The sequence below is a fragment of the Rathayibacter sp. Leaf299 genome, from assembly GCF_001423055.1.
In the GTDB taxonomy this organism is placed as follows: domain Bacteria; phylum Actinomycetota; class Actinomycetes; order Actinomycetales; family Microbacteriaceae; genus Rathayibacter; species Rathayibacter caricis.
In genome coordinates this window covers 43,727-67,356 of sequence record NZ_LMNT01000001.1, presented here as the reverse complement: position 1 = coordinate 67,356, position 23,630 = coordinate 43,727, and the positions used below count along the sequence as shown (strand labels likewise).

The following is a 23,630-nucleotide window of genomic DNA, read 5'->3' as shown; positions in this document are numbered from 1 at the left end:
CATTACGGATGCGACAGAGCATCCCGGGCCATCGGCTCCGCCCGCGAAGACCTCAGGTCCGCGGCGGAGTGGAGGAGACCTTGGTGTCATCCCGACCACCCACCCCTTGGAGTACGCCGTGCAGGTCACCCCCGCCGTCTGGCTGATCACGATCGCCGTGACGATCGCCTTCTTCGTCTACGAGTTCTTCGTCCACGTGAGGAAGCCCCACGAACCGACCATCGGCGAATCCGCCCGCTGGTCTGCGTTCTACATCGGCCTCGCGCTGCTGTTCGGCGTCGGCATCGGCGTCGTCGCCGACTGGCGCTACGGCGGCGAGTACTTCGCCGGCTACCTGACCGAGAAGGCGCTGTCGCTCGACAACCTCTTCATCTTCCTCATCATCATGAGCGGCTTCGCGGTGCCGAAGAAGTACCAGCAGAAGGTGCTGATGATCGGCATCGTCATCGCGCTGATCATGCGCGGAGCCTTCATCGCCGTCGGTGCGGCGCTGATCGAGAACTTCTCGTGGGTCTTCTACCTGTTCGGCGCCCTGCTCTTCGTCCTCGCCTACCAGCAGATCAAGGGCGACCACGGCGACCCGTCAAACAACGCCTTCATGCGCCTGGTGCGCCGCATCCTCCCCGTCACGGACGAGTACCACGGCGACAAGCTGACCGTGAAGAAGGACGGCAAGCGCTTCGTCACTCCGATGCTGCTGACGATCGTCGCGATCGGCTTCATCGACCTCGTCTTCGCGCTCGACTCGATCCCCGCGATCTACGGCCTGACCAGCGAGGCCTACATCGTGTTCACCGCGAACGCCTTCGCGCTGATGGGTCTGCGCCAGCTGTTCTTCCTCATCGGCGGACTGCTCGAGCGCCTCGTCTACCTCAGCCAGGGCCTCGCCGTGATCCTCGCGTTCATCGCCGTGAAGCTCGTGTTCCACGCCCTGCACGTCAACGAGGTGCCCTTCATCAACGGCGGCGAGCCGCTGCTGTGGGTGCCCGAGATCCCGATCTGGTTCTCGCTCACCTTCATCGGAGCGACGATCGCCGTCGCCACGATCGCGAGCCTGCTCAAGACCCGCGGCGACCGGGGCAAGTCCGACCGCGCGAGCGTCGAGGGCGAGCCGATCGAGACCGCGAAGGACGTCGACTCGCGCACCGACGCGTAGCACTCCGCACCGCACGCCGCGCCGCCCGGGAGGCCGTTCCTCCCGGGCGGCGCTGCGTTGTGAGGGGCGCTGTGCCGTAGGGCGGCGCCGAGCCGTCAGCTCTCGAGCACGAAGTCGACCGGCGTCGACACCACCCCGTTCGCCTGCACGGTGACGGAGTGGGCACCCGGGTAGTGCCGCCGGGTCGTGATCTCGCGGAACGAGTGCGTCCGGGTCACGGTCGTCCTCTCGCCCGCGGCGAGGCGCCGGGTCGCGAGCCGGAAGGTCTTGGGTCGGACGGAGCCGTCGGCCCGTTGGAAGCCGATCGAGTAGTCGATGACGACCGTCGCCTCCGTCCCGCCCTCGTTGACGATCTCGGCGGAGATCTGGACGGAGCCGCCCCAGGGCACCGCGTCGACGGAGAGACTCGGGCGGCCGACCCGCAGCAGTCCGCCGTCGAAGCCGGCGAGGACGAGCGCTTCCGGATGGCTCTTCTTCAGCAGGGTCCTGAGTGCGTGGCGCACCACCCGCGGCGTGTTCGCGTCCGGGTCCGCCGACCAGCCCGCAGCCGTCTCGATCACGATCTCCGGATCGACGCGACTGAGGTCGTTGAGGTGGTTGGCCGTCGAGCGGCGCACGTACTCGGACTCGTCCCGATAGGAGGCGTCGAGGACCCCCCGCGTCGCGCGCGGGTTCGCGAGCAGCCACGGCACGCGCTTCGCCCAGGGCAGGAAGGCGCGCGAGCCCTCGGTGGCGAGCCGCCGCACGTGCTCGTTCTCGTGATCCGTCCAGGTCAGCATCACGGCGAGCGCCCGCTCCGGACGCGCGATCAGCAGGTCGCGGATCGCGAACTCGCCGGTCAGGCCGACGGTGAGCCGGGCGAGCAGTGCGAGCGCCGCGTCGAAGTGCTTGGCGGATCCGCTCTCGAGAGCGCGGACGGTGACGAGCTCGGTGACCGGCCAGATCATCCAGCCCTCGAGGAGCGGCTGCTCGACGAGGTCGAGGACGAGGCTCTCGACGGCCGGGAACCCTGCGGGCAGGTCGCTCAGCAGCGCGTCGCGCACGAGGTCCACGCGCTGCCGGAGCCGGAGGCCGTCCAGCGAGTCGCTCACCGCGGCGAGCGCCGGCAGCTCCTCCGGACCCACCGCCCGGATCGACGCGGCCAGCCGCTCGACGATCTCCGGGCCGATCAGGTCGTCCATCGCGCCCACGGTGCGCCCCCTCCGTCGTGTCGGATCAGGGTCCCATGCGCGCCGCGCTCGGCGTCGGCGGATCCCGATACGCCCGCTCCGCGGGCTACTCGATCAGCAGAGCGCGCCGCCCCACCCCGCAGCACCTCCCGAACCCCTTGCTGGTCGAGCAGCCCCGCAGGGGCGTATCGAGACCCGCGTCCGCCGAGGACCGACCCCTCAGATGTCCGTCCGGTCCACGTCCACCACCTCGCGCCGCAGCTCCGCGGTCACGTCCCGCTCGCCCGCGACCGAGGCCACCCGGAGCGTCACCCGCTCGACCGGCACGACGGTCCTGGTGATCCCGATCCGCTCCTCGTGCAGGATCACGACGACCGGCTCGACAGACGCGGCGGCTCCGTCACCCGGCAGCGGATCGTCGCCGGGCAGCGGCTCCCGCACGAGCCGGATCTCCTCGCGGCGGACGTCGACGGTGATCGTCCGCTGCTCGGTGACGACGACGCGCTCGAGCCGGACGCGCTCGGTGGCGAACCGCCCCGTCGAGACGACGAGTCGCTCCTCGTGCAGAACGACGGACGGAGGGGTCTCGGGCGACGCGCTCATGCGAGGAGCCGGAAACAGGGATGCATGGTCTCTCCGATGCGATGCGAGGAGCGGGCCGGCGACGGGAGCGCCGGGGAAGAAGGGAACGGCCGGCCCCACTCCGAGGAGCGGGACCGGCCGGAGGAGTGCTGCTCGGGTCAGACCGCGCGGCGCGCGCTGGTCTTCTGACCGGTCTGCTGCTTCGCGGCCTCGGCCGCGCGCGAGGCCTGCTCCGTCACGGACGGGGCGTTCTTCGCCTCCTGCTGGATCTTCGGCGCCTCGGCCTCAACCTTGGTGAGGATCGCCTCCCAGCGCTGCTGCATCGGCTTGATGAGGCCGCCGCCGGCACCGACGATGATGACGCCGGCGATGATCGCGAGCACGGCGATGAGGATCGGCGTGGTGACGGTCGTGGCGACCTCGATCTGGTTCAGGGCCGCGGTGGCTCCGAGGAACAGGATGAAGATCGCGACGATGTTGCCGAGGAGCTTGCCGTAGGACAGTCCGCCCAGGGTGTTCTGGATGAGCCCCTTGGCGCCCGCGGCGATCGCGGCGGCGATCACGATGATGATGATCGCGACGATGATCTTGGGCAGGAAGCCGATGATGCCCTGGAGCAGATCGCTGACCGGGTTCGGGCCGAAGACACCGAACGCGAACTGGAGCACGAACAGCACGAGCGTGTAGTAGATGATCTTCGACACGATGTCGGAGGCGTCGAGCTTCGAGTTCGCGAGCGCCTTCTTGATGCCGCCGCGCTCGACGGCGCGGTCGAAGCCGACCTTGGTCAGCAGGCGCGAGAGGCCCTTCTCGATGAGCTTGGCGACGATGAGGCCGACGATGAGGATGAGCAGGAAGAGCAGCGCGAGCGGGACGAACGCGATGACCGCGGCCAGGCCGTTCTGCAGTGCGGCGGGGAAGTCCATGGGGAGCCTTTCGGGCGGGGAGGGGGCGGGGAAGGGACGGTGCGGCCGATCGGGTCGGCCGCACCGGTGCGCGACTAGCGGGTGCCGGTCTCGTCGGTGGTCGTGGTGCGCGTCGTGGTCGGGTCGACGAGCTCGATCTCCTCGTGGGAGACCTCCTCGTCCACGCGCTGCTGCTCGGTGACGGTCTCGGTGCCGAGGCTGACGCGCTCGACGGGGACGGTCTCCTTGGCGGTGACGACGCGCTCCTCGGTGAGGATCACCTCGTGCTCCTCCTCGCTGAGGTCGGGGCCCGCGAGGGCGTCGCCGGCGTTGGCCTCGGTGATCGGCTCGCGCGTGAGGGTGACCTCGTCGTGGCTGACCGGGACGGTGCGGGTGACCTGCTCGGTGACGATGTGCTTGCGCAGGCGGGCGCGGCCGGCCTCGACCGTCTCGGTGCCCACGTGCAGGCGCTCCTCGGAGCGCGTCATGGCGTCGTCGGTCGTGGGGCCGGAGGTGTCGTGGCCCTCGGTGCCGCGGCCGGTCGTGCCGCGGTCCGTCGCGTCGTGACCGTCGGTCACGAAGTCGGTGGTCGAACCGTTGTCGGCGTCCTGGTCGTAGAGGGGGCTCTCGGTGCGGGTGCCGCCGACTCCGTAGTAGGAGTAGAGGGCCTGCTCGTCGTCGGCGGTCAGGGCGCCGTCGTCCTCGATGCGCGGGGCGTCCTTCACGAACGACTTCTCGTAGGCGACGCGGACCACTCCGCCGTCGAACGACGCGTCGCTCAGCGGCGCGAACGACTCCGAGGAGCCGAAGAGGCCGGTGCGGATGGTGACCCAGGTGGGCTGCTGGCTGTCGTTGTCGACGTAGACCTGGCCGACGGTGCCGATCTTCGCGTCGTCGGTGCCGTGGACATCGGCGCCGATCAGGTCGGTGACGGTGCTGCTGTCGATCATGATGCACTCTCTTTCGCCGGGCACTGGCCCGGATAGCGGTGACGGATGGACGAGCGGACCGGAGGCGCGTCCGTGCCGGAGCGCTCTCCGATTCCTCCGGAGAGACAGGACCGGCCGCAGAGCGAGCCCCTGCAGTCACTCCGCTGGGAACGGACTTACGGTGTAAGCCACTGGTGAACCTTACGGTGTAAGCATCAGTAGGGTGGAGGAGCTTGCGTGTTCACCCCGCACCTGGTAGCCGGGCCGGGACGAGCGCCGCAGAGAGGTGTCTTCCGTGACCGACCGCGAACGAACAGGCAAGTCCGGCTCCTCCGCGCCGCGGCTCAGCCGCGACCTGATCATCGACACGGCCCTCTCCCACATCGACCGGTCGGGAGCCGAGGCCCTCTCGATGCGGTCGCTGGCGCAGGAGCTCGGCGTCGAGGCCATGTCGCTCTACCGCTACGTGCACGGCAAGGAGGACCTCCTCGAGGGCGTCATCGCCGTCCTGATGAAGGACCTCACCGCGACTCTCGCCGACGCGGACGCCCAGCACTGGCAGGAGTTCCTGCAGACCGCCGCCCACGCGGTGCGGCGCATCGCGATCGACCACCCGAAGGCGTTCCCCCTGGTCGCGACCCGGCACCCGGCCGCTCCGTGGCTGCGCCCGCCGCTGCGGAGCATCGAGGTCGTCAACACGTTCCTCACGACCCTGACGGCCAACGGCTTCACCGACGAGCAGGCCGTCGGCGCCTACCGGTCCTTCAGCAGCTTCCTGCTCGGCCAGTTGCTCCTGCAGTCCGCCGTCCTGGGCGCCGAGACGTCCCCGACGGACCTCCCGCTCGACGAGGGGGACGCCGACATCCCGCAGCGCGACGGCAACGTGTCCCTCGACTCCGCGCCCGAGGTCCGGCGCCTGCGCACCCTGCTCAGCGAGGACCGCAGCACGGAGGAGTTCGAGATCTCCCTCGAGACCCTCCTCGACCGCCTCGACCTGCAGCTCTCGCAGTAGGCGGGCGCCGCCCGCTCAGCGCTCGGCGGGACGGCCCAGCCCTTCCCTGAACAGGGCGACGGCCGACGAGGCATCGAGGGCCAGCGCCTCCGGCTCGTCCTTCACGCCGGCGGCTGAAGCGAGCTGTGCGTAGGCCGCCGACCCGTCCGCGTCACGCGAGGAGAACGAGGCGCATGCCGTGAGGACGAGCAGCAGTCGGTCATGCTCGACCACCTCCCGGACAGCCTGGGCGGCGCGTCCGGGCTCGGCACGCTCGGACTGGATGAGAACGAAGGCGAAGTCGTACAGATCCTTGGGCTCGTCCCGTCCGACGATCGCCGCGGCCTTGGCTGCCAAGTAGGAGCCGAGAGTGGCGACCCGCGCCGCTCGACCCGCGATCGTCACGATCTGCGCCGAAGCCAGTGCAGGGCGGGGGCCTTGGATGTTCATCGCGTTGACCCGGGGTGCCCCCGGAAGCACGATCGGCAGCTGCAGGGAGTCGTCGACGTCGACGAGGAGCTGGAGGACGACCGCTTCGCCTTCGACGTCGGTGACCCAGTTCCAGTCACCACGCGGATCGCGCGGAACGAACCCGCCCTCGGTGAGCGCCGCCTCGAGCCAACCGAAGTCGAGCTCGTCCCTGTCGTAGACGACGCCGAGGTCGAGCACCAGATCGACGTCGTTCGTCCCCTGATGCACCTCGTCGGTGTCGACGATCAGATCGGGAACCAATCCGCCGACGACGACGAGGTCCTTCCAGTGCTCTCCTGCCGCGTCGAGGAGGCGCATCAGCGCTTCCTCGGCGAGGTCGCGAGCCCGTCGGCTCCTCCTGCTCGACGACATCGGCTCAGAAGCCGATCGCGACGCGTCGGAGGTGCTCGGCGGGCTCCTCACCGCGGACGCTGTCCATGAGGAGGTCGACGTAGGCGCGGATCGGACCGGTGATCCGGAGGCCGTCGCTCTCGGTCGCTGCGTCGAAGACCGGCCGTCGCGATGTCGACACCACGACCCGTGCCCCTGCGGTCGTCGGCGTCAGGCCCGCCTCCGACACGAGCCGGTCGAAGACCCTCGCATCCTCGTCTCCCTCGATGTGGCACCGCGCGACCGAGATCCCGGTCGAGTACGGCGCGATGCGGTCCGCCGCGATCAGGCCTCCGAAGACCATGTCGCGTCCGAAGAGTCCGGCGAGACGGGATGCGATCCTCTCGGGGTCGCGGTCGAGCACGTGGAAGCGCCGATCCTCCGAGGACGACCGCGCGAAACCTGCCCACCCGTCGAGCAGCGCTCCCGGATCCTCGACCGTGCGCGCGGGGCGGCGTCCCCGCGAGCGCGCCGCGTCCTCACCGCTCTCCACGATCCAGCCCTCGGCCTCGAAGTCACGGAGCGCCCTGGAGACGGCGCCGAGAGAACGCCCCGATCGGGCGGCGAGTTCGTGCACGAGCGGAACCGGACGGAGCGATCCTTCCGGGCCCGCGGGAACGAGGCTCGAGAGGAGGGTCTCGGCGACGTCGGCGGCGGAGGCCGTCCAGCGGATCCCTCCGGATCCGCTCGCTCGGTGCTCGACGGGATCCGGACGCCGCTCGATGTAGACGGCCCCGCCCAGCTCGATCAGCATGGAGCCGTCGAGCCCGACCCATCCCACCCGCTGCTCGGCGAGCATCTCGATCGCACCGGGAGAGAAGGACTCGGCGACGAGCACGAGTTCGCGATCGGTCGGCCGATCCCGGAGCGCCCGCTCGACGTCACGCGGGTAGCCCGCGCCCGCCCAGCGCGGAATGACGGGGATCGACCGTCCCGTCCGGAGCGTCACGACCGAGTCCTCGTCCCGCGTCTCCACTGCCGCGACCGAGGCGGGCAACGCCCGAGCCAACGCCTCGCGGGCTCTTTCTTCGTGGATTTGCATTTCTTCACTGTACAGAGAACAAAAGCCAATGACTGAAATAAACCAGACCACCCGAAGGAGAACCCGCCGGGGCGCGGATCACCCGAAGATCCGCGCCCCGACGGGCACGACAGTCCTACGCCCTCAGAGCGCGGGAGTCCAGATGCGCATCGTCGACGGCCCGCGGTTCGCCCACGTGTAGTACGGCCGGAACTCGACGCCGACGCGCCGCTCGACGGAGGCGGCCGCAGCCCCGTACGCCCACTCCTCCTCTTGCGTGCTGACCGCCGCGATCGCCGCGCGCGCGCCACCTCCGGGCGTCGGCACCGGCTCCACCGAGCGGTCGATCGCGATGTGCTCCGTGTCGAGCCCGTCGGGCAGGTCGATCGACTCGACCGCCAGCACGAAGGGTCCGCGCTCGAGCGCGACCTGCCCGCGAACGGCGTCGATGCGCGGGTGGGGCGTCACGAATCGCGCGGTCATCGGGAGCGACAGCCGCACGACCTCGCCGGCGCGGAAGGCGCGCCGCACGGTCACGGTGTCGCGCGACTCCTCGACCGGAGAACCGTCGAGCAGCGCCGAGCCGCGCGCCCACGGGGGGATGCGCAGGGTGAGCGAGAACTCCGCGTCCTGCTCGATGCGCACCGCGATCTCTCCCTCGGCGGGGTACTCGGTCTCGACCTGCAGGGCGATGCCGTCGGTCTCGATCCGGTACGCGCCGTACTGGTGCAGCTGCACGCCGTCGTCGTCGGCGGTCGCGAAGCCCAGCTCGACGCTCGCGAGCGTCCGCGCCGTGTTCGTCGGGCAGCAGGACACCCAGAACCAGGGCGCCCGCAGGCTCGACTGCGCCCGGTCGGTCTCGACGGACTCGTCGGGCTCCACTCCGTCGACCCGCTGCTGCAGGGTGTTCGTGTAGAAGAAGGCGCGGCCGTCGGCACGCGTCGCCGGCAGCACCGCGTTCAGCAGGGTCCGCTCGATCAGGTCCGCGTAGGCGGTGTCGCCCGAGCGCAGCAGCAGCCGCCAGCTGAGCATGTCGGAGGCGATGGCCGCGCAGGTCTCGGCGTAGGCGCGGTCCGAGGGCAGCTCGTAGTCGGCTCCGAACGCCTCGTCCTGATGGTGCGAGCCCATGCCGCCGGTGATGTACGTGCGCCGCGCGACGGTGCTCGACCACTGGCGCCGCACGGCGTCCTCGAGCTCGGCGTCGCCGGTCTCGACCGCCACGTCGAGGGCTCCGGAGGCGAGGTACAGCGCGCGGACCGCGTGGCCGCGCAGCACGTCCGCCTCGCGGACGGGGACGTCGTCCTGGAAGTACTCCGGCCCGAACTGCACGGCGCCGAGGGTGCCCGTGCCGCGGCGCTCCACGAAGAGGCGGGCGAGCTCGAGCCAGCGTCCGTCGCCCGTGGCGCGGGCGAACTCGGCGAGCGCCGGCTCGATCTCGGGGTGCCCGCAGACCGCGACGCGCCCGCCGGTTCCGAACTCCCGCCAGACGTGCTCGGCCAGCCGCCGCGCCACCGCGGGCAGCAGGTCGTCGTGCCCCGTTCGCAGCCGCGCGACGGCCGCCTGGATCAGGTGCCCGAACGAGTACAGCTCGTGCCCCCACTCCAGGTTCGAGTACCGGGCGGGCTGGCCCTCGCGGCCGAAGCTCGTGTGCAGGTAGCCGTCCTCCTCCTGCGCCGCGGCGACCCGGGCGACGAGGGCGACGTAGGAGGAGGCGAGCGCCGCGTCGTCCGAGCGGCCCAGCTCCCAGGCCATCGCCTCGAGCAGCTTGTAGACCTCCGAGTCGACGAACTCGATGCCCGCGTGGCGGTTCCCGGAGGCGTCCGAGATCGTGCCGTCGGCCGCGCGGTCGAAGTTGCCGGCCCAGCCCACGCGCTCGATCCACGAGAGGCAGTGGCCGATCACGGCCTGCGCGCCGAGGTCCTGGTACTGCTTCCAGAAACCGCCGGTCAGGCGGATCTCGTGCTGCCCGAGCGGGCGCAGCCGACCGGAGCCGGGTGCGACCGGTCCGCCGAGGGCGGTGGTGGTCGCGGGGGACGTCGTGGTCACGGAGTTCTCCTAGGTGGAACGGTCAGTCCTTGACGGCGCCGGCGGTGACTCCTGCGGAGACGTAGCGCTGGGCGACGACGAGGAGCACGGCGGCCGGGAGGGAGGCGACGACGGCGGTCGCCATGATCGAGTTCCACTCCTGGTTGTTGTTGCCGATGTAGCGGTAGATGCCGAGCGTGATCGGCTGCAGGTCGCCTCCGCTGTCGAGCGTCGACGCGAAGACGAAGTCGGACCACGCCCAGAGGAACGCGAAGAGCGAGACCGTGACGACGGAGTTGCGGCTGATCGGCATGATCACGGACGTGAAGGTGCGCCAGGCGCTCGCGCCGTCCATCCGCGCCGCCTGCGTCAGCTCGTCGGGGATCCCGGACATGAACGCGGTGAAGATCAGCACGCCGAACGGCACCGCGATGGTGGAGTCGGCGACGATCAGCCCGGCTACCGAGTTGAGGAGCCCGAGGTTGAGGTAGATGGCGTAGAAGCCCATCGCCATGATGATCGCCGGGATCATCTGCGCGATCAGCAGCACGAACGAGACCCCGTTGCCTCCGCGCGGCCGCAGCTTCGCCAGCGAGTACGCGGCCGGAGCGGCGATGACGACGGTGAGCAGGACCGTCCCGATCCCCACGATCAGGCTGGTGCCCAGGAACGGCAGCTGCTCGCGCAGCACCGCGTCGTAGCCGGTGAAGGTGGGCGAGAGCGGGAACCAGTCCGGCGGATCCTTGCGCATCGAACCGGTCGGAGTGAGCGAGACGTTCACCATCCAGTAGACGGGGAACAGCATGATCGCGGTGAGCGCGATGCCGATCGCGGTCAGCCACCAGGGCCTGCGCGCGGTCACGACTGCGCCTGCTTCCGCTGCGCCCGGATGTAGACGACGCCGAACGCGAGGGCCAGGAGGATCAGCAGGTTGCCGACCGCCGCCGCGGGTCCGAAGTCGGGCAGCATCGAGCCGAAGCCGAGCTGGTAGGTCCAGGTCGCGAGCGTGGTCGACGAGTCGGCCGGGCCGCCCTTCGTCATGATCCAGATGATGTCGAACACCTTCAGCGTGTAGACGAGGCCGAGCAGGATCGTGATCGCCGAGACCGGTCGCAGCAGCGGCAGCGTGATGCGCCAGAACTGCTGGGCGCCGGTCGCGCCGTCGAGCGAGGCCGCCTCGTAGAGGTCCTGCGAGATGTTCTGCAGACCGGAGTAGAGGATCACGAGGTTGAACGGGATGCCGATCCAGATGTTGGCGATCAGCACCGCGATCAGCGAGGTCGACGGCGACGTGAGCCAGTTGATCTGCCCGATGCCGAACGTCTGCAGGAACGCGTTGACGATCCCGGATTCGCTGTTCAGCATCCACGACCAGGTCGACGCCGACACGATCAGCGGCAGGAGCCACGGCACCAGGAACAGCGCCCGCAGCGTCGAGGAGAGCGGGAAGGTCCGGTAGAAGAAGACCGCCAGCGCGAGCCCGATCGAGAACTGGAACGCGATCGACACGACCGTGAAGACGGCCGTGTGCAGGAGCGCCGGCCCGAAGGTCGCGTCCTGGAACACCTGGATGTAGTTGTCGAACCAGATGAACGCCGCATCCCCCTGCACGAACGAGCGGACCGTGTAGTCCTTCAGGCTCAGCTCGAGATTGCGGTAGAGCGGGAACGCGTAGAAGACGAGCAGGTAGACGACCAGCGGAGCGAGGAACGCCCAGGCGATCAGCTGGCTGCCCTCGAGGCGCGTGCGGCGCCGGGGCGGAGCGACGACCGCCGGGGCGGCGTCCCTCCGCTCGCCTGCGCGCTGCAGCAGCCGGGCGGTCTCGGTGGTGGTGGTCATGGTCTCTTCCCTCTGACGGCCGGGTCGGTGCGCGCGGCACCGACCCGGCTCATCCGGCTACTTCGTGGCGGACTCGGCCGCGGCCTGCGCGGCCTTCAGTGCGTCCTCGGGCGACTGCGAGCCGCTCAGCGCGTTCTGCACGGCCGTCCAGAGCTGCTCCGAGATCTGCGGGTACTTCGTGCCGAGATCGTCCGAGGTGCGGCCCTTGGCGGACTGCACCGCCTCGACCCACGGCTCGAGGTCGGCGTTCCCAGCGACCTGCGCCTCCTGGGCGGCAGCGGTCGGCGCGATGTACGAGAGCGTGTCGTCGGTCGTGACGAGGTTGTCGGTCGACGTCAGGCACTCGGCGATCGCCGCGGTGGTCTCGTAGCGCGACTCGTCGCTCTGCACCGGGAGGGTGAGGAACTCGCCGCCGGTCGGCGCCGGAGCGGATCCGCCGTCGATCGCGGGGATCGTGAGGATCCCGTAGTCGATGCCGGAGGCCTTCGCGTTGGCCAGCTGCCAGGTGCCGTTCTCGCCGAACGCGTACTCGCCGGTCTCGAACTCCTGCCAGCTGGTGGTCTGCGTGTTGCCGATGACGGAGTTGGGCGCGTAGCCCTTCTCGACCCAGTCGGTCCAGAGCGAGACGGCCTGGACGGCCTCGGGCGAGTCGAGCTCGGTGAGCTCGGCGCCCGATCCCCAGAACCACGGGAGGAACTGGAAGCTCCCCTCCTCCGTGCCGATGCCCGAGAACGTGATGCCCTTGCCGCCCGAGGCGGTGACCTTCGCGAGCGCGTCGGTCAGGCTCGCCCAGTCGGTGACGGAGGCGATGTCGACGCCCGCCGTCGCCAGGACGGTCTTGTTGTAGTAGAGCGCGAGGGTGTTGGCCCCGATCGGCACACCGAACGTGTCGCCGCCGGTCTGCCCCGCCGCGAGGATGTTCGCGTCGATGTCGCCGGTCTCGAGCCCGTTCTCGGCGGTGGTGGTCAGGATCCCCGACTCGGCCAGCGTCGAGACGACGGGGTTGTCGACGAGCAGGATGTCGGGCGAGTTGCCCTGCTGCCCTGCGAGCAGCGCCTTGTTGGTCAGGTCGGTGGTGTCGTAGCCGGTGCGCTCGACGGTCACCCCCGCCTCCGTACCGCAGGCGTCGATGAGCTTCGCCCAGTCGCTGCTCTCGTCGAACTGGGGGTACGGGTCCCAGAACGTGTAGGTTCCTCCCGCGGCCGAGCTGGAGCCGTCTCCGGATCCTCCTGCGCAGCCGGTCAGTGCGGCCGCCGCCGCTCCCAGCGCGACGGCGGCGCTGAGGCCCCGTGCGTACTTCCTCGTCCTCACGGATGTTCCCTTCGTCGTTGACGGGTCGGTTCCGGTCCGCCTTCGCGGCGTTACCGAAACTACTTTCTGCGGGATGAACCTACGCACGCCGTTGGCGGGCGTCAAGAGCGCGTTACGTTTCGGCCTTTTCGGTTTTTCGCGCACTCGTGCGAGGATCGGGCGGAGCGCTCATCCGCGCCGCCGATCGGAGGACGCCGTGACCCCGCGCAAGCCCACAGGCTCGATCACCCTGACCGACGTCGCCCGCGTCGCCGGCGTCTCGGTCGCCACGGCGTCGAAGGCCCTGAACAACCGCGACCAGGTGCGCGCCGAGACCCGCCAGCGCGTCCTCGACGCCGCCGCCTCGCTGTCGTTCACGCCGAACCCGTTCGCGAAGGCCCTGAACTCGTCGCGCACCGGCACCATCGGCATGCTCACCAGCGACCTCGACAACCGCTTCGTGCTGCCGGTCCTCCTCGGCGCCGAGGACGCCTTCGGCGCCGGCTCCACCTCGGTCCTGCTCTGCGACGCCCGTGGCGACTCCATCCGCGAGCAGCACCACATCAAGAACCTGCTCGCCAAGCGCGTCGACGGCATCGTGATCCTGGGTCGCACCACGAACTCGCGCCCGTCGATCACGAGCACGATCCCCGTGCCGGTGGTCTACGCCTACGCCCCCTCGGAGGATCCCGCCGACTCGTCCTTCACGCCCGACAACGCGCAGGCCGGCGTCCTCGCCGCGGGACACCTGCTCGACCGCGGCCGTCGCCGCATCGCCCTCATCAACGGCGAACCCAGCTACGCGGCCGCCCGCGACCGCGCGGCCGGCGTGCAGCAGGCGCTGACGGAGGCGGGTCTGACGCTCGTCGGCGGCGACGTGCTCTACGGCCAGTGGTCCGAGAGCTGGGGACGGCAGTGCGCGGAGGAGCTCGTGAACGCGCACCCGGACCTCGACGCGATCATCTGCGCAAGCGACCAGATCGCGCGCGGGGCGCTGGACCACCTGCGCGAGAGCGGGCGACGGGTGCCGCGGGACGTCGCGGTCGTGGGATTCGACAACTGGGACCTGCTCGTCGAGGCGGCACGGCCGCCGCTGTCGAGCATCGACATGCAGCTCGAGACGCTGGGGCGCGCCGCAGCGGAGGAGCTGTCGCATGCGATCCGCGGCGGAGCGACGCCGGGCGTCCGTCGGATGCCGGTGCGGCTGGTGCCGCGCGAATCATCGGCGTGAGGCGGCGCTCGGGTGCAGACGAGGCTCGCCTGGACGATCGCCTCCGAAGACACCGCTCGCACTCACCTCACCCAGGGTGTGCAGCCGAGAGTGATCAGCTCCCGAGAAGAGTCCCGAACCCCGTCGGACTCGGTATCTCCCTCCGAGCATCCTGCTGAGACGACATGAACTCGCGTCCGACGAGGTTCGCGGACGCGGCCCCGAGACGGACGATGTGCCGCGCTCCTCACCCTCCCTGGGTGAGGCCGGTGATCAGGTTGATGGCGACGGCCACCACGAAGGTGCCGAAGAAGTAGGACAGCAGAGCGTGGGCCAGGGCGATGCGGCGTGAGGGGGTGGAGGAGCGGGTGATGCTGTCGGCGCTGTACGCCATGCCGATGGAGAAGGCCGTGTAGGCGAAGTCGCTGTAGGACGGGTCCTCGTCCTGGTCGAAGTCGAAGCGGTGGCGGTCGTCGAGGTAGTACATGCGCGCGTACTTGAAGGCGTAGACGGTGTTGATGAGCGCCCAGGCCGCGACGACCCCGACGACCGCCAGGATCGCGGCCGCGGATCCGACGGGGTCCTTCTGCTGGCTGCGGAGGAGCGCGATGACCACGAGGACGAGGCTGAGGAAGGTGGCGGCGATGATGAGCGAGTCGACCAGCTTCCGGGACCGGTCCTCGTGGCGGGCGAGGTCGCGGGTGCGTTCGGGGCCGGCCGGCCACGCCGTCGACCAGGCCCAGACGAGGAACACCGCCGCGGCGATCGCCCAGCCGAGCAGAGGCGACAGATCGGGGACACCGAGGAGCGCGGTGACCGCCGCGACGGCTGCGCCGACGAGTGCGGCCACACCGGCCTTGACTGACAGGTGGGACATGACGGTTCCTTTCCGATCGGTGGTTCGTCGTCCGGTCGCGCAGTGCGGTGATGCTCCGCGCGGAGCTCATGCGGACCGGGCTCGCGAGAGGGGGACGTAGAGGCCGGCGCGCGCGGCGCGGACGGCCGCGAGCGTGCGCGACGTGGCGTCCAGCTTGACCAGGATGTGCTCGAGGTGAGTGGCGACCGTGCGGGGAGCGACTCTCAGCGCCCGGGCGATCTCGAGATTGGAGCACCCCTCGATCACGTGGCCCAGCACCTCGAGCTCCCGCGGTGTCAGGCCCCGCAGGCGCGTCGCGGGGGAGAGCACGACGACTCCGCGGGACACTGCGGCGAGCTCTCTCTCGCAGGCCAGCACCGTCACCCGCACGTAGCCGTCCGGCGATTGCCGGCGACCGCGGGGCCACAGGAACGAGGCGTAGTTCTGCCCTTCGGCGAGGGCGTCCCTCGCGGCGTCGATCAGAGCCGAATCTGCGGTGAGCAGCTCGTCCGCGGAGAGACCCGGAAGGGAGGTGACGCCGTGGTCGGGGAGGAGGACCACGCCTGCTCCGGCTCCGCCGACGACCGAGGCCGACGCGGCGAGGGAGCGGACAGGGTCGATGCCCGAGGTGAGCGTCGGCACGAGTCGAGCGAGGCGTCGGCGGACCGCCGGCGACGGCGGTTCCGCGCTCCGGAACAGCACCGTCATGAAGCCCACGTGCCGGCCCCCGTCCTCGAAGAGAGCGACGGAGAGGGTCTCGTGGAATCCCGCGGGGAGCAGGCACTCCGCCCAGGTCTGCAGGTCCCTCGGCGAGAAGGGGACGTCCGACAGGCTGATGGGGGGCCGGTCGTGATCCGCACCGGTCCTCTCGATGTCGAGCGCCATCTGCGGACCGCTGAGGTAGCGGACGCACGACTCGTCGAGGTCGGTGCTCGCGACCGAGCGGTATCCCGTGCCGTTCGGCTCAGCCAGCGCCATCCACGCGCCGTCGAAGGGGATGTGGTGGTGCAGCTCGTCCAGCATCGCCTGCGCCCGCTCGCGGACCGGGCCCGGGCGCGCGGCCGTCTCGGCGAGGTGGAGCGCAGCAGTGCGTGACACGGGACTCGACCACCTCAGGACCGGGGGCAGGGGATGCGAAGGGATTGTCCGAAGACCGGTGCTTACCGGGATACCACTGCGAGCCCCGTCGGAGGGACCCCCTCGACGGCAGACCGGATCGGCAGTTCTGCCGATGGTGCCTCCCGTTCGGCGGGCGTGAGATCGAGGTGTCGCCCGGTCGACCGACCCGAGGCGGCTTCGACCGAACGTCGCGCACGGAGGGGAACGAGCATGAGAGCAGTGGTGTACGAGGGGCCGCGCACAGTCGCGGTGAGAGACGTCCCGGATGCGCGGATCGAGCGCTCCACCGACGTGCTGGTGCGCATCACGACCACGAACATCTGCGGGTCCGACCTGCACATGTACGAGGGGCGCACCAGCTTCGAGACCGGGCGGTGGTTCGGTCACGAGAACATGGGCGAGGTGATCGAGGTCGGCGACGGCGTCGACAAGGTCAAGGTCGGGGATCACGTCGTCCTGCCGTTCAACGTGGCGTGCGGGCACTGCAAGAACTGCGAGCGCGGGCTGACCAACTACTGCCTCACCGCTCAGCCCGTCCCGGAATGGGCCGGTGCGGCCTACGGATTCGCCGACATGGGACCGTGGGCCGGCGGCCAGGCCGAGCTGCTGCGGGTGCCCTGGGGCGACTTCAACTGCCTCCGGCTGGGAGAGGACGCGGAGGAGAAGTCCGCCGACTACGTGATGCTCGCCGACATCTTCCCGACCGGCTACCACGCGACCGAGATGGCGGGGGTGAAGCCCGGTGACCAGACCGTCATCTACGGTGCCGGCCCCGTCGGCCTGATGGCCGCGCTGTCCGCCACCATCAAGGGTGCGAGCCGAGTCATGGTCGTGGATCGGCATCCGGATCGTCTGCGACTGGCGGAATCCCTCGGCGCGATCGCCATCGACGACTCGAAGGTCGATCCTGTGGAGGCCGTGCTGGAGTACACGATGGGGCTCGGCGCCGACAACGGCTGCGAGTGCGTCGGCTATCAGGCGCACGACCCCGGCGGCGAGGAGCAGCCGAACCTCACGCTGAACCGCCTGGTCCAGTCGGTGCGCTTCACCGGGCGGATCGGCACCGTCGGCGTCTTCGTGCCGCAGGACCTCGGCGGCCCCGACGAGCTCGCGAAGGAGGGGCGGATCGCCTTCGACATCGGCTTGCACTGGTTCAAGGGCCAGACCCTGGGAACCGGACAGGCGCCCGTCAAGAAGTACAACCGCCGGCTCCGCGACCTGATCGCCGCGGGGAAGGCGACGCCGTCGTTCCTCGTCAGTCACGAGCTGCCGCTCGAGCAGGCACCGGACGCCTACGAGCACTTCGACAATCGGGACGACGGGTGGACCAAGGTCGTCCTCAAGCCCGGGAAGGCGGCGTGATCATGGCCGGAAGAGCGACTGCCGCAGTCGGAGTCGGCATCGCAGGGGTCGCGGTGGGCCTCGTCGCCCGTTCCCTCGTGAAGAAGGAACGGGAGTCCGACGGGGACGGGCCGCACCCGGAAGGGTGGAAGGCGGTCACCGTCCTGGGCGAGGCCCGGGACTTCGAGAGCGGCGGGTATCCCGAGCCGCTGGCGCGTCTGGCGGAGTCGCTCGAGATCCGGATCGATCCGGCGCCCGGGGACAAGGGCTTCGAGGTGCACGCCCGGTTCCGCGAGGGTGTCGATCCCGGGGTGGACGACGATCCGGGCAAGGCGCTGCGCGAGGCTCTGCGCGACGCCAAGCAGATCTTCGAGACGGGCGAGGTCCTGCGAGCGACCCCGAGACCGCACGGAGAACGACCGCGCACCCTGCTCGGTGGCGCGGTCGACGAAGCAGAGGACGAGGCGAAAGGCGGAGGTGTGCTGTGAAGGCTCTGTGCTGGACCGGAGTGAACGAGCTCTCGGTCGAGACCGTCGAGGATCCCGGGATCCTCAATGCTCAGGACGCGATCGTCAAGGTGACCCTGAGCACGAGCTGCGGGTCCGATCTCCACCTCCTCGGCGGGTACGTCCCGACGATGCGAGCGGGCGATGTGCTCGGGCACGAGTTCATCGGCGAGATCGTCGAGGTCGGATCGGCCGTCACGAAGCACCGGGTCGGCGACCGTGTGGTGGTCTGCTCGTTCATCAGCTGCGGGAAGTGCTGGTACTGCCGCAACGAGCTCTACTCCCTGTGCGACAACGGCAACCCGAACGCGGGGATCCCCGAGATGCTCTGGGGCCAGGCGCCCGGCGGCTGCTACGGCTACTCCCACGCGCTGGGCGGGTGGGCCGGCAGCCACGCCGAGTACATCCGCGTGCCGTACGCCGACCAGGGCGCCTTCGCCGTTCCCGAGGGGATCAGCGACGAGCGGGCGCTCTTCGCCTCCGATGCCGCTCCGACAGGATGGATGGGAGCGGACCTCGGCGGAGTCCGGCCCGGAGACACCGTCGCGGTCTGGGGCGCCGGCGGTGTCGGGCAGATGGCGGCACGCGCGTCGCTGCTGCTCGGCGCCGAGCACGTCATCGTGATCGACCGCTTCCAGGAGAGGCTGACCCAGGTCGAGCAGGTCATCGGCGCGGAGACCATGAACCACGAGACCAGCGAGGTGACGGCCGAGCTCCGCGAGCTGACCGGCGGACGCGGCCCCGACGTGTGCATCGAGGCGGTCGGGATGGAGGCGCACCGCGACGGACCCGACTTCGCCTACGACCAGCTGAAGCAGCAGCTGCGGCTGCAGACGGACAGACCCACCGCCGTCCGTGAGGCGGTCTTCGCCGCGCGCAAGGGCGGCAGCCTCTTCGTGCTGGGCGTCTTCGGCGGCTTCGTCGACAAGTTCCCCCTGGGGGCGGTGATGAACAAGGGCCTCACGCTCCGGTCCGCTCAGCAGCACGGGCACCGGTACATCCCGATGCTCCTCGAGAGGATGGCGCGAGACGAGATCGTCACCGAGCACCTCGCCACGCACGTCATGCCGCTCGAGGACGGCCCCGCCGGCTACGCCATGTTCAAGGAGAAGACCGACGGGTGCGTGCGGGCGGTCCTCCGACCCTGAGCGTCGAGGAACCGCCCCGGCTCCACCCTGAGGAGCAGGGGCGGTTCCGATGGCGACGCCGCCGGAGGCCGCGGTCGAGCGGCCGGCGAAGTCGTCGAGGTCGTAGGTGCGGAGCGGTCGCAGTGGGCATCATGGGACCGTCACCGGGCGGATGTGATCCGGGGCCGGCTACGCCGATCGAGCAAGGGAGACCGATGATGGCAACCCAGGTGAGCAAGGCACTTCTCGTCCGTCTGGAGGCGCTGCCCGGCAAGGCGGACGACCTGCGGGCGTTCCTGAACCAGGGGCTGACGATCGTGGAAGGGGAGCCGAAGACGGTCCGGTGGTTCGCGCTGCAGTTCGGACCCACGTCGTTCGGCATCTTCGACGCGTTCCCCGACGAGTCCGGGCGCCAGGCGCACCTGTCGGGCGAGGTCGGCCGAGCGCTCGGCGAGAACACCGGGGTCCTGTTCGGGGAGCCCACCGTCGAAGAGATCGATGTCGTCGCCGAGAAGCAGCCCGCGTAGGCGCGGCAGGACGACGCTCATGGAGCACCGCCTGTTCGGCCGCCCTCCGTCGGAGGTCTCCGTGATCGGGCAGGGCACCTGGTACATCGACGATGCCCACCGCCCGACCGCCGTGGCCGCGCTGCGTCACGGGATCGACAGCGGCATGACGCACATCGACACCGCCGAGATGTACGGCGACGCCGAGCCGGTGGTTGGTGCGGCGATCGCCGGACGGCGGGACGAGGTCTTCCTCGTCTCGAAGGTGCTCCCGAGCAACGCCTCGCGTGCCGGAGTGGTGGCGGCGTGCGAGCGCACGCTGACGCGGTTGGGCACCGACAGGCTGGACTGCTACCTCCTGCACTGGCGCGGCTCGCACCCTTTGGAGGAGACGTTCGCCGGGTTCGAGCAGCTGCGCGAGCAGGGCAAGATCCGGTCGTGGGGCGTGAGCAACTTCGATGTCGACGATCTGGAGGAGGCCTGGCGGTCGGGCGGGGAAGGGCACCTCGCCTGCAATCAGGTGCTGTACCACCTCGAGGAGCGCGCGATCGAGCACGCCGTGCTCCCGTGGTGCGAGCGGCAGGGGGTCGCCGTCGTCGCGTACAGTCCCTTCGGTCACGACCGCTTCCCCGATCCGCGGACGCCGGGGGGCCGCGTGCTCGAGCAGATCGCGGCGGTGCACGGTGCGAGCGCCCGGCAGGTCGCCCTGCGCTTCCTCGTGCGCCGGCCGGCCGTCTTCGCCATCCCCAAAGCCTCCACCGTCGCGCACGCCGACGACAACGCAGGAGCGGGCGCGCTGGAGCTCAGCACCGCCGAACTCGACCGGATCGACGCCGCGTTCCCCCGCGGACCGCGACCGCGCCGGCTGCCCATGCTGTGACGTCGACCTCTGCTCGACGCGCGCTACGAGCGGAGGGTGTCGGAGGGGTTCTCGGAGAACGCTGCGCGATAGCTGGCGGCGAATCGGCTGAGGTGGATGAACCCCCATCGAGTGGCCACCTCGGTCACGCTGACAGCTTCCGGCGCGGCGACGAGCAGTTCCTCGCGGACCCGCTCGAGCCGCTGCCGCCGTAGGTAGGCCATCGGTGTCGTGTCGAGAGTGCGGCGGAACGCCTCCTGAAGGCTGCGAGCACTCGTCGATACGGCCGCCGCCAGTTCGGTCACGGTCCACGGATGCTCAGGCCGGCGCCGCAGGAGCTCCACCGCCTGCGAGAGAGGGCGTGGGCCGCCCTTCGGTGCTGGTCCGGTCAGCTCCGACGAGTAGTTGTGCGGCTGCCCGAAGAGCAGGCTGTGCAGCAGGACCTGCTCCAGCCGTTGCAGTGCCAGCGGGTGCGCCAGGGGCCCGGACGCCTGGTCGGACGCGCCGTCGATCAACTGCAGCGCCTGGAGGACGAGCCGACTCGCGGGTGTGCTCAGGTCGATCTCGGAGGCGAAGTGGACAGGCGCGAGATCATCTCGCCCGAGCAGAGCCTCCACTTCGAGCTGCATCAGGTCGCGGGGGATCATCACGGAGAGTTGCGCGAAGTCGTCGCTGCAGTCGAGCTCGACCGGTTCGCCGGGCACGAAGGCGCCCGCCGTCGTCGAGGAGGCGTGAACGGGCGCACCCGCACCTGCGCGCATGACCGAACGCCCGTCCATGGGGATGTCGACGTGATAGTCCTGCGCTTCGACCGTCTCGATCCGCACCGCCCCCCGGAACCTCATGAAGCCGCAGGTGATCCGCCCCACGAGCAGAGCGTTCAGGTGCATCCTGACGTCGTCGTCCGACCGCGCCGCGGGAAAGGCGACCGGGAGGAAGGCCTCGGACAGCGCCTGCCGCGTCTCGTCGAGACCGCGCGTCGACGCCATGCGTCGACTCGCGAACATCTCCGCCGAGCCGGTTCTCATCCCGTGATCCTCAGCCGCGCCCGCTTCCTGCTGCAGTCGGCCGCTCGCGCGGAACGGACACTCCTCCGCGTGCAACGGATAGAGGCGGGCACACACCTCTGCCTACCCTGGAATGCCGCTGAGATTCCCCCGCTCAGCGCTCCGCGGTGGCCGAACTCTTCGGGTGAGGGCGGCCACCGCCCCATCACCCGGTGAACTGCTGACACGGACACGGATCCTCCCGTCACGTCGCCGCTCCCACCGTCCTGTTCGTCTGCGGTCTAGGGCGGCGCGCGCGTCGATGCTGCCGGCGAGCGATAAGTGGTCGCTCACCGATCCTCGAGGCGCGGAGAACGCGCGCCTCGAGGTTCTGTTCCGGCGCTCTGACGCGATCGTCGCCTCCGGCGAATGGTGCTCGTGCTCAGGAGGAGGAAGCCGGCACCCGTGGCGGCGAGGGATGCCGGCGCCGGGAGCGCACTCGTGACGACGAGAACGACTCGAGCCTCCGTCTTGCTCGGACCGGTTGACGCTGAGGGGCTGCGTCGCGAGCGCGATCGGACCCTACGTCGCCGGCGCCGCAGTCGTGTCGACGACGACGAACGCGTCGAGGATCACGTTCGACCCCGTGGACGCAGGATTGCGCCCCGTCCCGCGAGACACCGTGACCTCGTGCGGCCCCGCGGCCAAGGGCCCGCTGCTCCACACCGTCTGCTTCGCCCGCGACGTCGCGCTGTACCGGTCGACGCTCGCCACCTTCACCCCGTCCAGCTCGACCTCGTTGATCCCCGACGAACTCGTGAGGCGACTCACCCAACTCACCCCCGTCCCCGTGAACCGCAGCGTCGCCGACGCGCCCGCCGTGCTCGAGTGGGCGATGCTCCCGCCGCTGTCCGACGCCGACGTCAGCGTCGTCCACGTCCCGGTCGTCACGATCCGATCCGACCCGTTCTCGAACGTCCCCGCGCCCGGAAGCGCTGACGGAGGCGGCGGTGCGGCGGTGACGACGAACGCGTCGAGGATGAGGTTCGAGCCCGTGGCCGCAGGGTTGCGCGTGGTTCCACGGGAGACGGTCAGCGTGTGCTTGCCCGCGGGAAGAGGACCGCTGCTCCACACCGTCTGCTTCGCGCGAGTCGTCGCGCTGTACCGGTCGACCGTCGCGACCTTCACTCCGTCGAGCCGCACCTCGTTGATGCCCGAGGACGAGGTGAGGCGGCTCACCCAGCTGATCCCCGTGCCCGTGAACGCGAGCGTCGCCGAAGCCCCCGCCGTGCTCGAGTACGCGATGCTCCCTCCGCTGTCCGACGCCGACGTCAGCGTCGACCACGTCCCGGTCGTCGCGATCTTGTCGGAGCCGTTCTCGTACGTCCCCGCGCCCGGGAGAACCGCCGACGGCTCGCTCACCGGTCCCTCGGCGAGCCACCGGGTGAAGTACTCCAGCATCTCCTTGTTCGTGAAGCTCGGAGCGGCGTGCCCGTTGGTGCCCTCGCCCGGATGGGAGCGGAGGGTCGCCTCCTTCGCGACCGGGAGCGCCTTCGCATGCAGCGCCATGCCGTGCTTCGCGAAGGGCACGACGAGGTCGTCCGGAGAGCCCGTGATCCGGAACCGCGTCCCACGCCAGACCTCCTGCGGAAGCCGTGCAGGATTCGCGGCGGCGATGGCCGCGGCGTCGGGGAAGTAGGGCAGCACCTTCTGCGGCTCACTGGCCGCGCGCTCCTCCAGGTCGTAGGAGCTGCTGGTGAAGTACGCACCGAGGATCCGCGGGAGCATCCGGTTGCCGTAGGCCCAGGCGAGCAGCGGGCCGCCACCGGAGTCGGAGCGCAGCAGGCTCGCGTCGATGCGCCAGACCGACGACGCCCACGCGGCCACGGCGACCTGGATCTCGATCGCCCGGGCGCTGGTGTAGGTGCCGCCGCCGTAGGTCGGGCAGATGCTGACGATCCCGCGGTCCACCGCCAGGTCCGCCGAGTAGGCGAAGGCGCTCGAGAGCGCGGTGTGGTTGGCGTTGAGGGAGTGGTAGTACCAGAGCATCGTCGCTCCGACGCTCTGCGAAGGCGGGGCGGCGTGCGGGACGAACAGTCGGGATCGGTCTCCCGCGACGACGACGTCGATGATCTCGTAGCGCTTCCTCCCCGTGCGCGACGTCGCGGTCGCCATCCGGGACACCTCGCCGGGGAGCTTCGGGACCGCACCGAGGTCGCCCGCGGCGACGGCCGGGGTGGCGAAGGCGACGGCTCCCGCGCCGGCCACGGAGGCGGCGAGGATCGTCCGCCTGGACGGAGTCCTTCTCTCAGACATGGTCATCGAGCCTCTTCGCTCGTCTCTCTGCGAAGA

The 23,630-nt window shown here is 70.2% G+C and carries 22 protein-coding genes; 8 read left to right on the top strand and 14 right to left on the bottom strand.

Going from position 1 to position 23,630, the window contains the following annotated elements; genetic code table 11:
- The first annotated feature begins 118 nt into the window (after positions 1-118).
- Positions 119-1,156, top strand: a complete 1,038-nt coding sequence (locus ASF48_RS00320; RefSeq protein WP_055788630.1) for a TerC family protein — start codon at positions 119-121, stop codon at positions 1,154-1,156.
- Between the two features lie 95 nt (positions 1,157-1,251).
- On the opposite strand, the gene ASF48_RS00315 is transcribed toward ASF48_RS00320, so the two are convergent.
- The 4 genes from ASF48_RS00315 to ASF48_RS00300 all read right to left on the bottom strand — a co-directional run bounded on the left by ASF48_RS00315 (position 1,252) and on the right by ASF48_RS00300 (position 4,762).
- Positions 1,252-2,337: a DNA alkylation repair protein gene (locus tag ASF48_RS00315; RefSeq protein ID WP_157602997.1), complete on the bottom strand. Its 1,086-nt coding sequence runs from the start codon at positions 2,335-2,337 to the stop codon at positions 1,252-1,254.
- 207 nt (positions 2,338-2,544) lie between these two features.
- On the bottom strand, positions 2,545-2,928 hold the full coding sequence (locus ASF48_RS00310; RefSeq protein ID WP_055784633.1) for a YsnF/AvaK domain-containing protein: 384 nt from the start codon (positions 2,926-2,928) through the stop codon (positions 2,545-2,547).
- A gap of 137 nt (positions 2,929-3,065) precedes the next feature.
- Positions 3,066-3,833, bottom strand: a complete 768-nt coding sequence (locus ASF48_RS00305; protein ID WP_055784630.1) for a mechanosensitive ion channel family protein — start codon at positions 3,831-3,833, stop codon at positions 3,066-3,068.
- Positions 3,834-3,907: 74 nt separating this feature from the next.
- Entirely contained in the window at positions 3,908-4,762 is an 855-nt protein-coding gene (locus tag ASF48_RS00300) for a PRC and DUF2382 domain-containing protein (protein ID WP_055784627.1), read from the bottom strand.
- 274 nt (positions 4,763-5,036) lie between these two features.
- Between ASF48_RS00300 and ASF48_RS00295 the strand changes: the two genes are divergently transcribed.
- Positions 5,037-5,753 (top strand): TetR/AcrR family transcriptional regulator C-terminal domain-containing protein, encoded by a 717-nt coding sequence (locus tag ASF48_RS00295; protein ID WP_157602996.1) that lies wholly within the window; start codon positions 5,037-5,039, stop codon positions 5,751-5,753.
- A gap of 15 nt (positions 5,754-5,768) precedes the next feature.
- Here ASF48_RS00295 and ASF48_RS00290 read toward each other — a convergent pair whose 3' ends face one another.
- From ASF48_RS00290 to ASF48_RS00265, 6 genes are all read right to left on the bottom strand, one after another.
- On the bottom strand, positions 5,769-6,521 hold the full coding sequence (locus ASF48_RS00290; protein WP_055784621.1) for a hypothetical protein: 753 nt from the start codon (positions 6,519-6,521) through the stop codon (positions 5,769-5,771).
- A 58-nt stretch (positions 6,522-6,579) separates the two neighbouring features.
- Positions 6,580-7,542 carry a hypothetical protein gene (locus ASF48_RS00285; protein ID WP_157602995.1) on the bottom strand — a complete coding sequence of 321 codons (963 nt, stop codon included), beginning with the start codon at positions 7,540-7,542 and terminating at the stop codon, positions 6,580-6,582.
- 216 nt (positions 7,543-7,758) lie between these two features.
- Positions 7,759-9,660, bottom strand: coding sequence for a glycoside hydrolase family 127 protein (locus ASF48_RS00280; RefSeq protein ID WP_055784615.1), 1,902 nt, complete (start codon positions 9,658-9,660; stop codon positions 7,759-7,761).
- A 22-nt stretch (positions 9,661-9,682) separates the two neighbouring features.
- Positions 9,683-10,501, bottom strand: coding sequence for a carbohydrate ABC transporter permease (locus tag ASF48_RS00275; protein ID WP_157602994.1), 819 nt, complete (start codon positions 10,499-10,501; stop codon positions 9,683-9,685).
- Positions 10,498-11,478 carry a carbohydrate ABC transporter permease gene (locus tag ASF48_RS00270; RefSeq protein ID WP_055784612.1) on the bottom strand — a complete coding sequence of 327 codons (981 nt, stop codon included), beginning with the start codon at positions 11,476-11,478 and terminating at the stop codon, positions 10,498-10,500. The genes ASF48_RS00275 and ASF48_RS00270 overlap by 4 nt, the downstream gene beginning before the upstream one ends.
- Before the next feature lie 57 nt (positions 11,479-11,535).
- On the bottom strand, positions 11,536-12,789 hold the full coding sequence (locus tag ASF48_RS00265) for a sugar ABC transporter substrate-binding protein (protein WP_055784609.1): 1,254 nt from the start codon (positions 12,787-12,789) through the stop codon (positions 11,536-11,538).
- Positions 12,790-12,985: 196 nt separating this feature from the next.
- Here ASF48_RS00265 and ASF48_RS00260 point away from each other — a divergent pair, with 196 nt between their 5' ends.
- Positions 12,986-13,999: a LacI family DNA-binding transcriptional regulator gene (locus tag ASF48_RS00260; RefSeq protein ID WP_055784606.1), complete on the top strand. Its 1,014-nt coding sequence runs from the start codon at positions 12,986-12,988 to the stop codon at positions 13,997-13,999.
- Positions 14,000-14,225: 226 nt separating this feature from the next.
- On the opposite strand, the gene ASF48_RS00255 is transcribed toward ASF48_RS00260, so the two are convergent.
- Together ASF48_RS00255 and ASF48_RS00250 are read right to left on the bottom strand one after the other, a co-directional pair.
- Entirely contained in the window at positions 14,226-14,855 is a 630-nt protein-coding gene (locus ASF48_RS00255; protein ID WP_055784603.1) for a DUF1345 domain-containing protein, read from the bottom strand.
- A gap of 66 nt (positions 14,856-14,921) precedes the next feature.
- Positions 14,922-15,932: a response regulator transcription factor gene (locus tag ASF48_RS00250; RefSeq protein ID WP_055784600.1), complete on the bottom strand. Its 1,011-nt coding sequence runs from the start codon at positions 15,930-15,932 to the stop codon at positions 14,922-14,924.
- A 231-nt stretch (positions 15,933-16,163) separates the two neighbouring features.
- Here ASF48_RS00250 and ASF48_RS00245 point away from each other — a divergent pair, with 231 nt between their 5' ends.
- The 5 genes from ASF48_RS00245 to ASF48_RS00225 all read left to right on the top strand — a co-directional run bounded on the left by ASF48_RS00245 (position 16,164) and on the right by ASF48_RS00225 (position 20,313).
- Positions 16,164-17,315 (top strand): glutathione-independent formaldehyde dehydrogenase, encoded by a 1,152-nt coding sequence (locus ASF48_RS00245; protein ID WP_055784597.1) that lies wholly within the window; start codon positions 16,164-16,166, stop codon positions 17,313-17,315.
- Between the two features lie 2 nt (positions 17,316-17,317).
- Positions 17,318-17,782 carry a hypothetical protein gene (locus ASF48_RS00240; protein ID WP_157602993.1) on the top strand — a complete coding sequence of 155 codons (465 nt, stop codon included), beginning with the start codon at positions 17,318-17,320 and terminating at the stop codon, positions 17,780-17,782.
- Positions 17,779-18,948 (top strand): zinc-dependent alcohol dehydrogenase, encoded by a 1,170-nt coding sequence (locus ASF48_RS00235; protein WP_055784592.1) that lies wholly within the window; start codon positions 17,779-17,781, stop codon positions 18,946-18,948. Before ASF48_RS00240 ends, ASF48_RS00235 begins: the two co-directional genes overlap by 4 nt.
- A 194-nt stretch (positions 18,949-19,142) precedes the next feature.
- Positions 19,143-19,454, top strand: coding sequence for a putative quinol monooxygenase (locus ASF48_RS00230; RefSeq protein ID WP_235577161.1), 312 nt, complete (start codon positions 19,143-19,145; stop codon positions 19,452-19,454).
- Positions 19,455-19,473: 19 nt separating this feature from the next.
- Positions 19,474-20,313, top strand: a complete 840-nt coding sequence (locus ASF48_RS00225; protein ID WP_055784589.1) for an aldo/keto reductase — start codon at positions 19,474-19,476, stop codon at positions 20,311-20,313.
- A gap of 23 nt (positions 20,314-20,336) precedes the next feature.
- Here ASF48_RS00225 and ASF48_RS00220 read toward each other — a convergent pair whose 3' ends face one another.
- Both ASF48_RS00220 and ASF48_RS00215 read right to left on the bottom strand, forming a co-directional pair.
- Positions 20,337-21,320 (bottom strand): helix-turn-helix domain-containing protein, encoded by a 984-nt coding sequence (locus ASF48_RS00220; protein ID WP_055784585.1) that lies wholly within the window; start codon positions 21,318-21,320, stop codon positions 20,337-20,339.
- 540 nt (positions 21,321-21,860) lie between these two features.
- Positions 21,861-23,594 (bottom strand): hypothetical protein, encoded by a 1,734-nt coding sequence (locus ASF48_RS00215; RefSeq protein ID WP_157602992.1) that lies wholly within the window; start codon positions 23,592-23,594, stop codon positions 21,861-21,863.
- Positions 23,595-23,630 lie beyond the last annotated feature (36 nt).

What these genes read in the sequence shown, in the direction of transcription:
- ASF48_RS00300 (WP_055784627.1), bottom strand. Translation starts at nt 4,762, where the DNA reads ATGATCGACAGCAGCACCGTCACCGACCTGATCGGCGCCGATGTCCAC.
- ASF48_RS00255 (WP_055784603.1), bottom strand. Translation starts at nt 14,855, where the DNA reads ATGTCCCACCTGTCAGTCAAGGCCGGTGTGGCCGCACTCGTCGGCGCA.
- ASF48_RS00290 (WP_055784621.1), bottom strand. Translation starts at nt 6,521, where the DNA reads ATGCGCCTCCTCGACGCGGCAGGAGAGCACTGGAAGGACCTCGTCGTC.
- ASF48_RS00270 (WP_055784612.1), bottom strand. Translation starts at nt 11,478, where the DNA reads ATGACCACCACCACCGAGACCGCCCGGCTGCTGCAGCGCGCAGGCGAG.
- ASF48_RS00225 (WP_055784589.1), top strand. Translation starts at nt 19,474, where the DNA reads ATGGAGCACCGCCTGTTCGGCCGCCCTCCGTCGGAGGTCTCCGTGATC.
- ASF48_RS00310 (WP_055784633.1), bottom strand. Translation starts at nt 2,928, where the DNA reads ATGAGCGCGTCGCCCGAGACCCCTCCGTCCGTCGTTCTGCACGAGGAG.
- ASF48_RS00220 (WP_055784585.1), bottom strand. Translation starts at nt 21,320, where the DNA reads ATGAGAACCGGCTCGGCGGAGATGTTCGCGAGTCGACGCATGGCGTCG.
- ASF48_RS00315 (WP_157602997.1), bottom strand. Translation starts at nt 2,337, where the DNA reads ATGGACGACCTGATCGGCCCGGAGATCGTCGAGCGGCTGGCCGCGTCG.
- ASF48_RS00245 (WP_055784597.1), top strand. Translation starts at nt 16,164, where the DNA reads ATGAGAGCAGTGGTGTACGAGGGGCCGCGCACAGTCGCGGTGAGAGAC.
- ASF48_RS00230 (WP_235577161.1), top strand. Translation starts at nt 19,143, where the DNA reads ATGATGGCAACCCAGGTGAGCAAGGCACTTCTCGTCCGTCTGGAGGCG.
- ASF48_RS00215 (WP_157602992.1), bottom strand. Translation starts at nt 23,594, where the DNA reads ATGTCTGAGAGAAGGACTCCGTCCAGGCGGACGATCCTCGCCGCCTCC.
- ASF48_RS00305 (WP_055784630.1), bottom strand. Translation starts at nt 3,833, where the DNA reads ATGGACTTCCCCGCCGCACTGCAGAACGGCCTGGCCGCGGTCATCGCG.
- ASF48_RS00240 (WP_157602993.1), top strand. Translation starts at nt 17,318, where the DNA reads ATGGCCGGAAGAGCGACTGCCGCAGTCGGAGTCGGCATCGCAGGGGTC.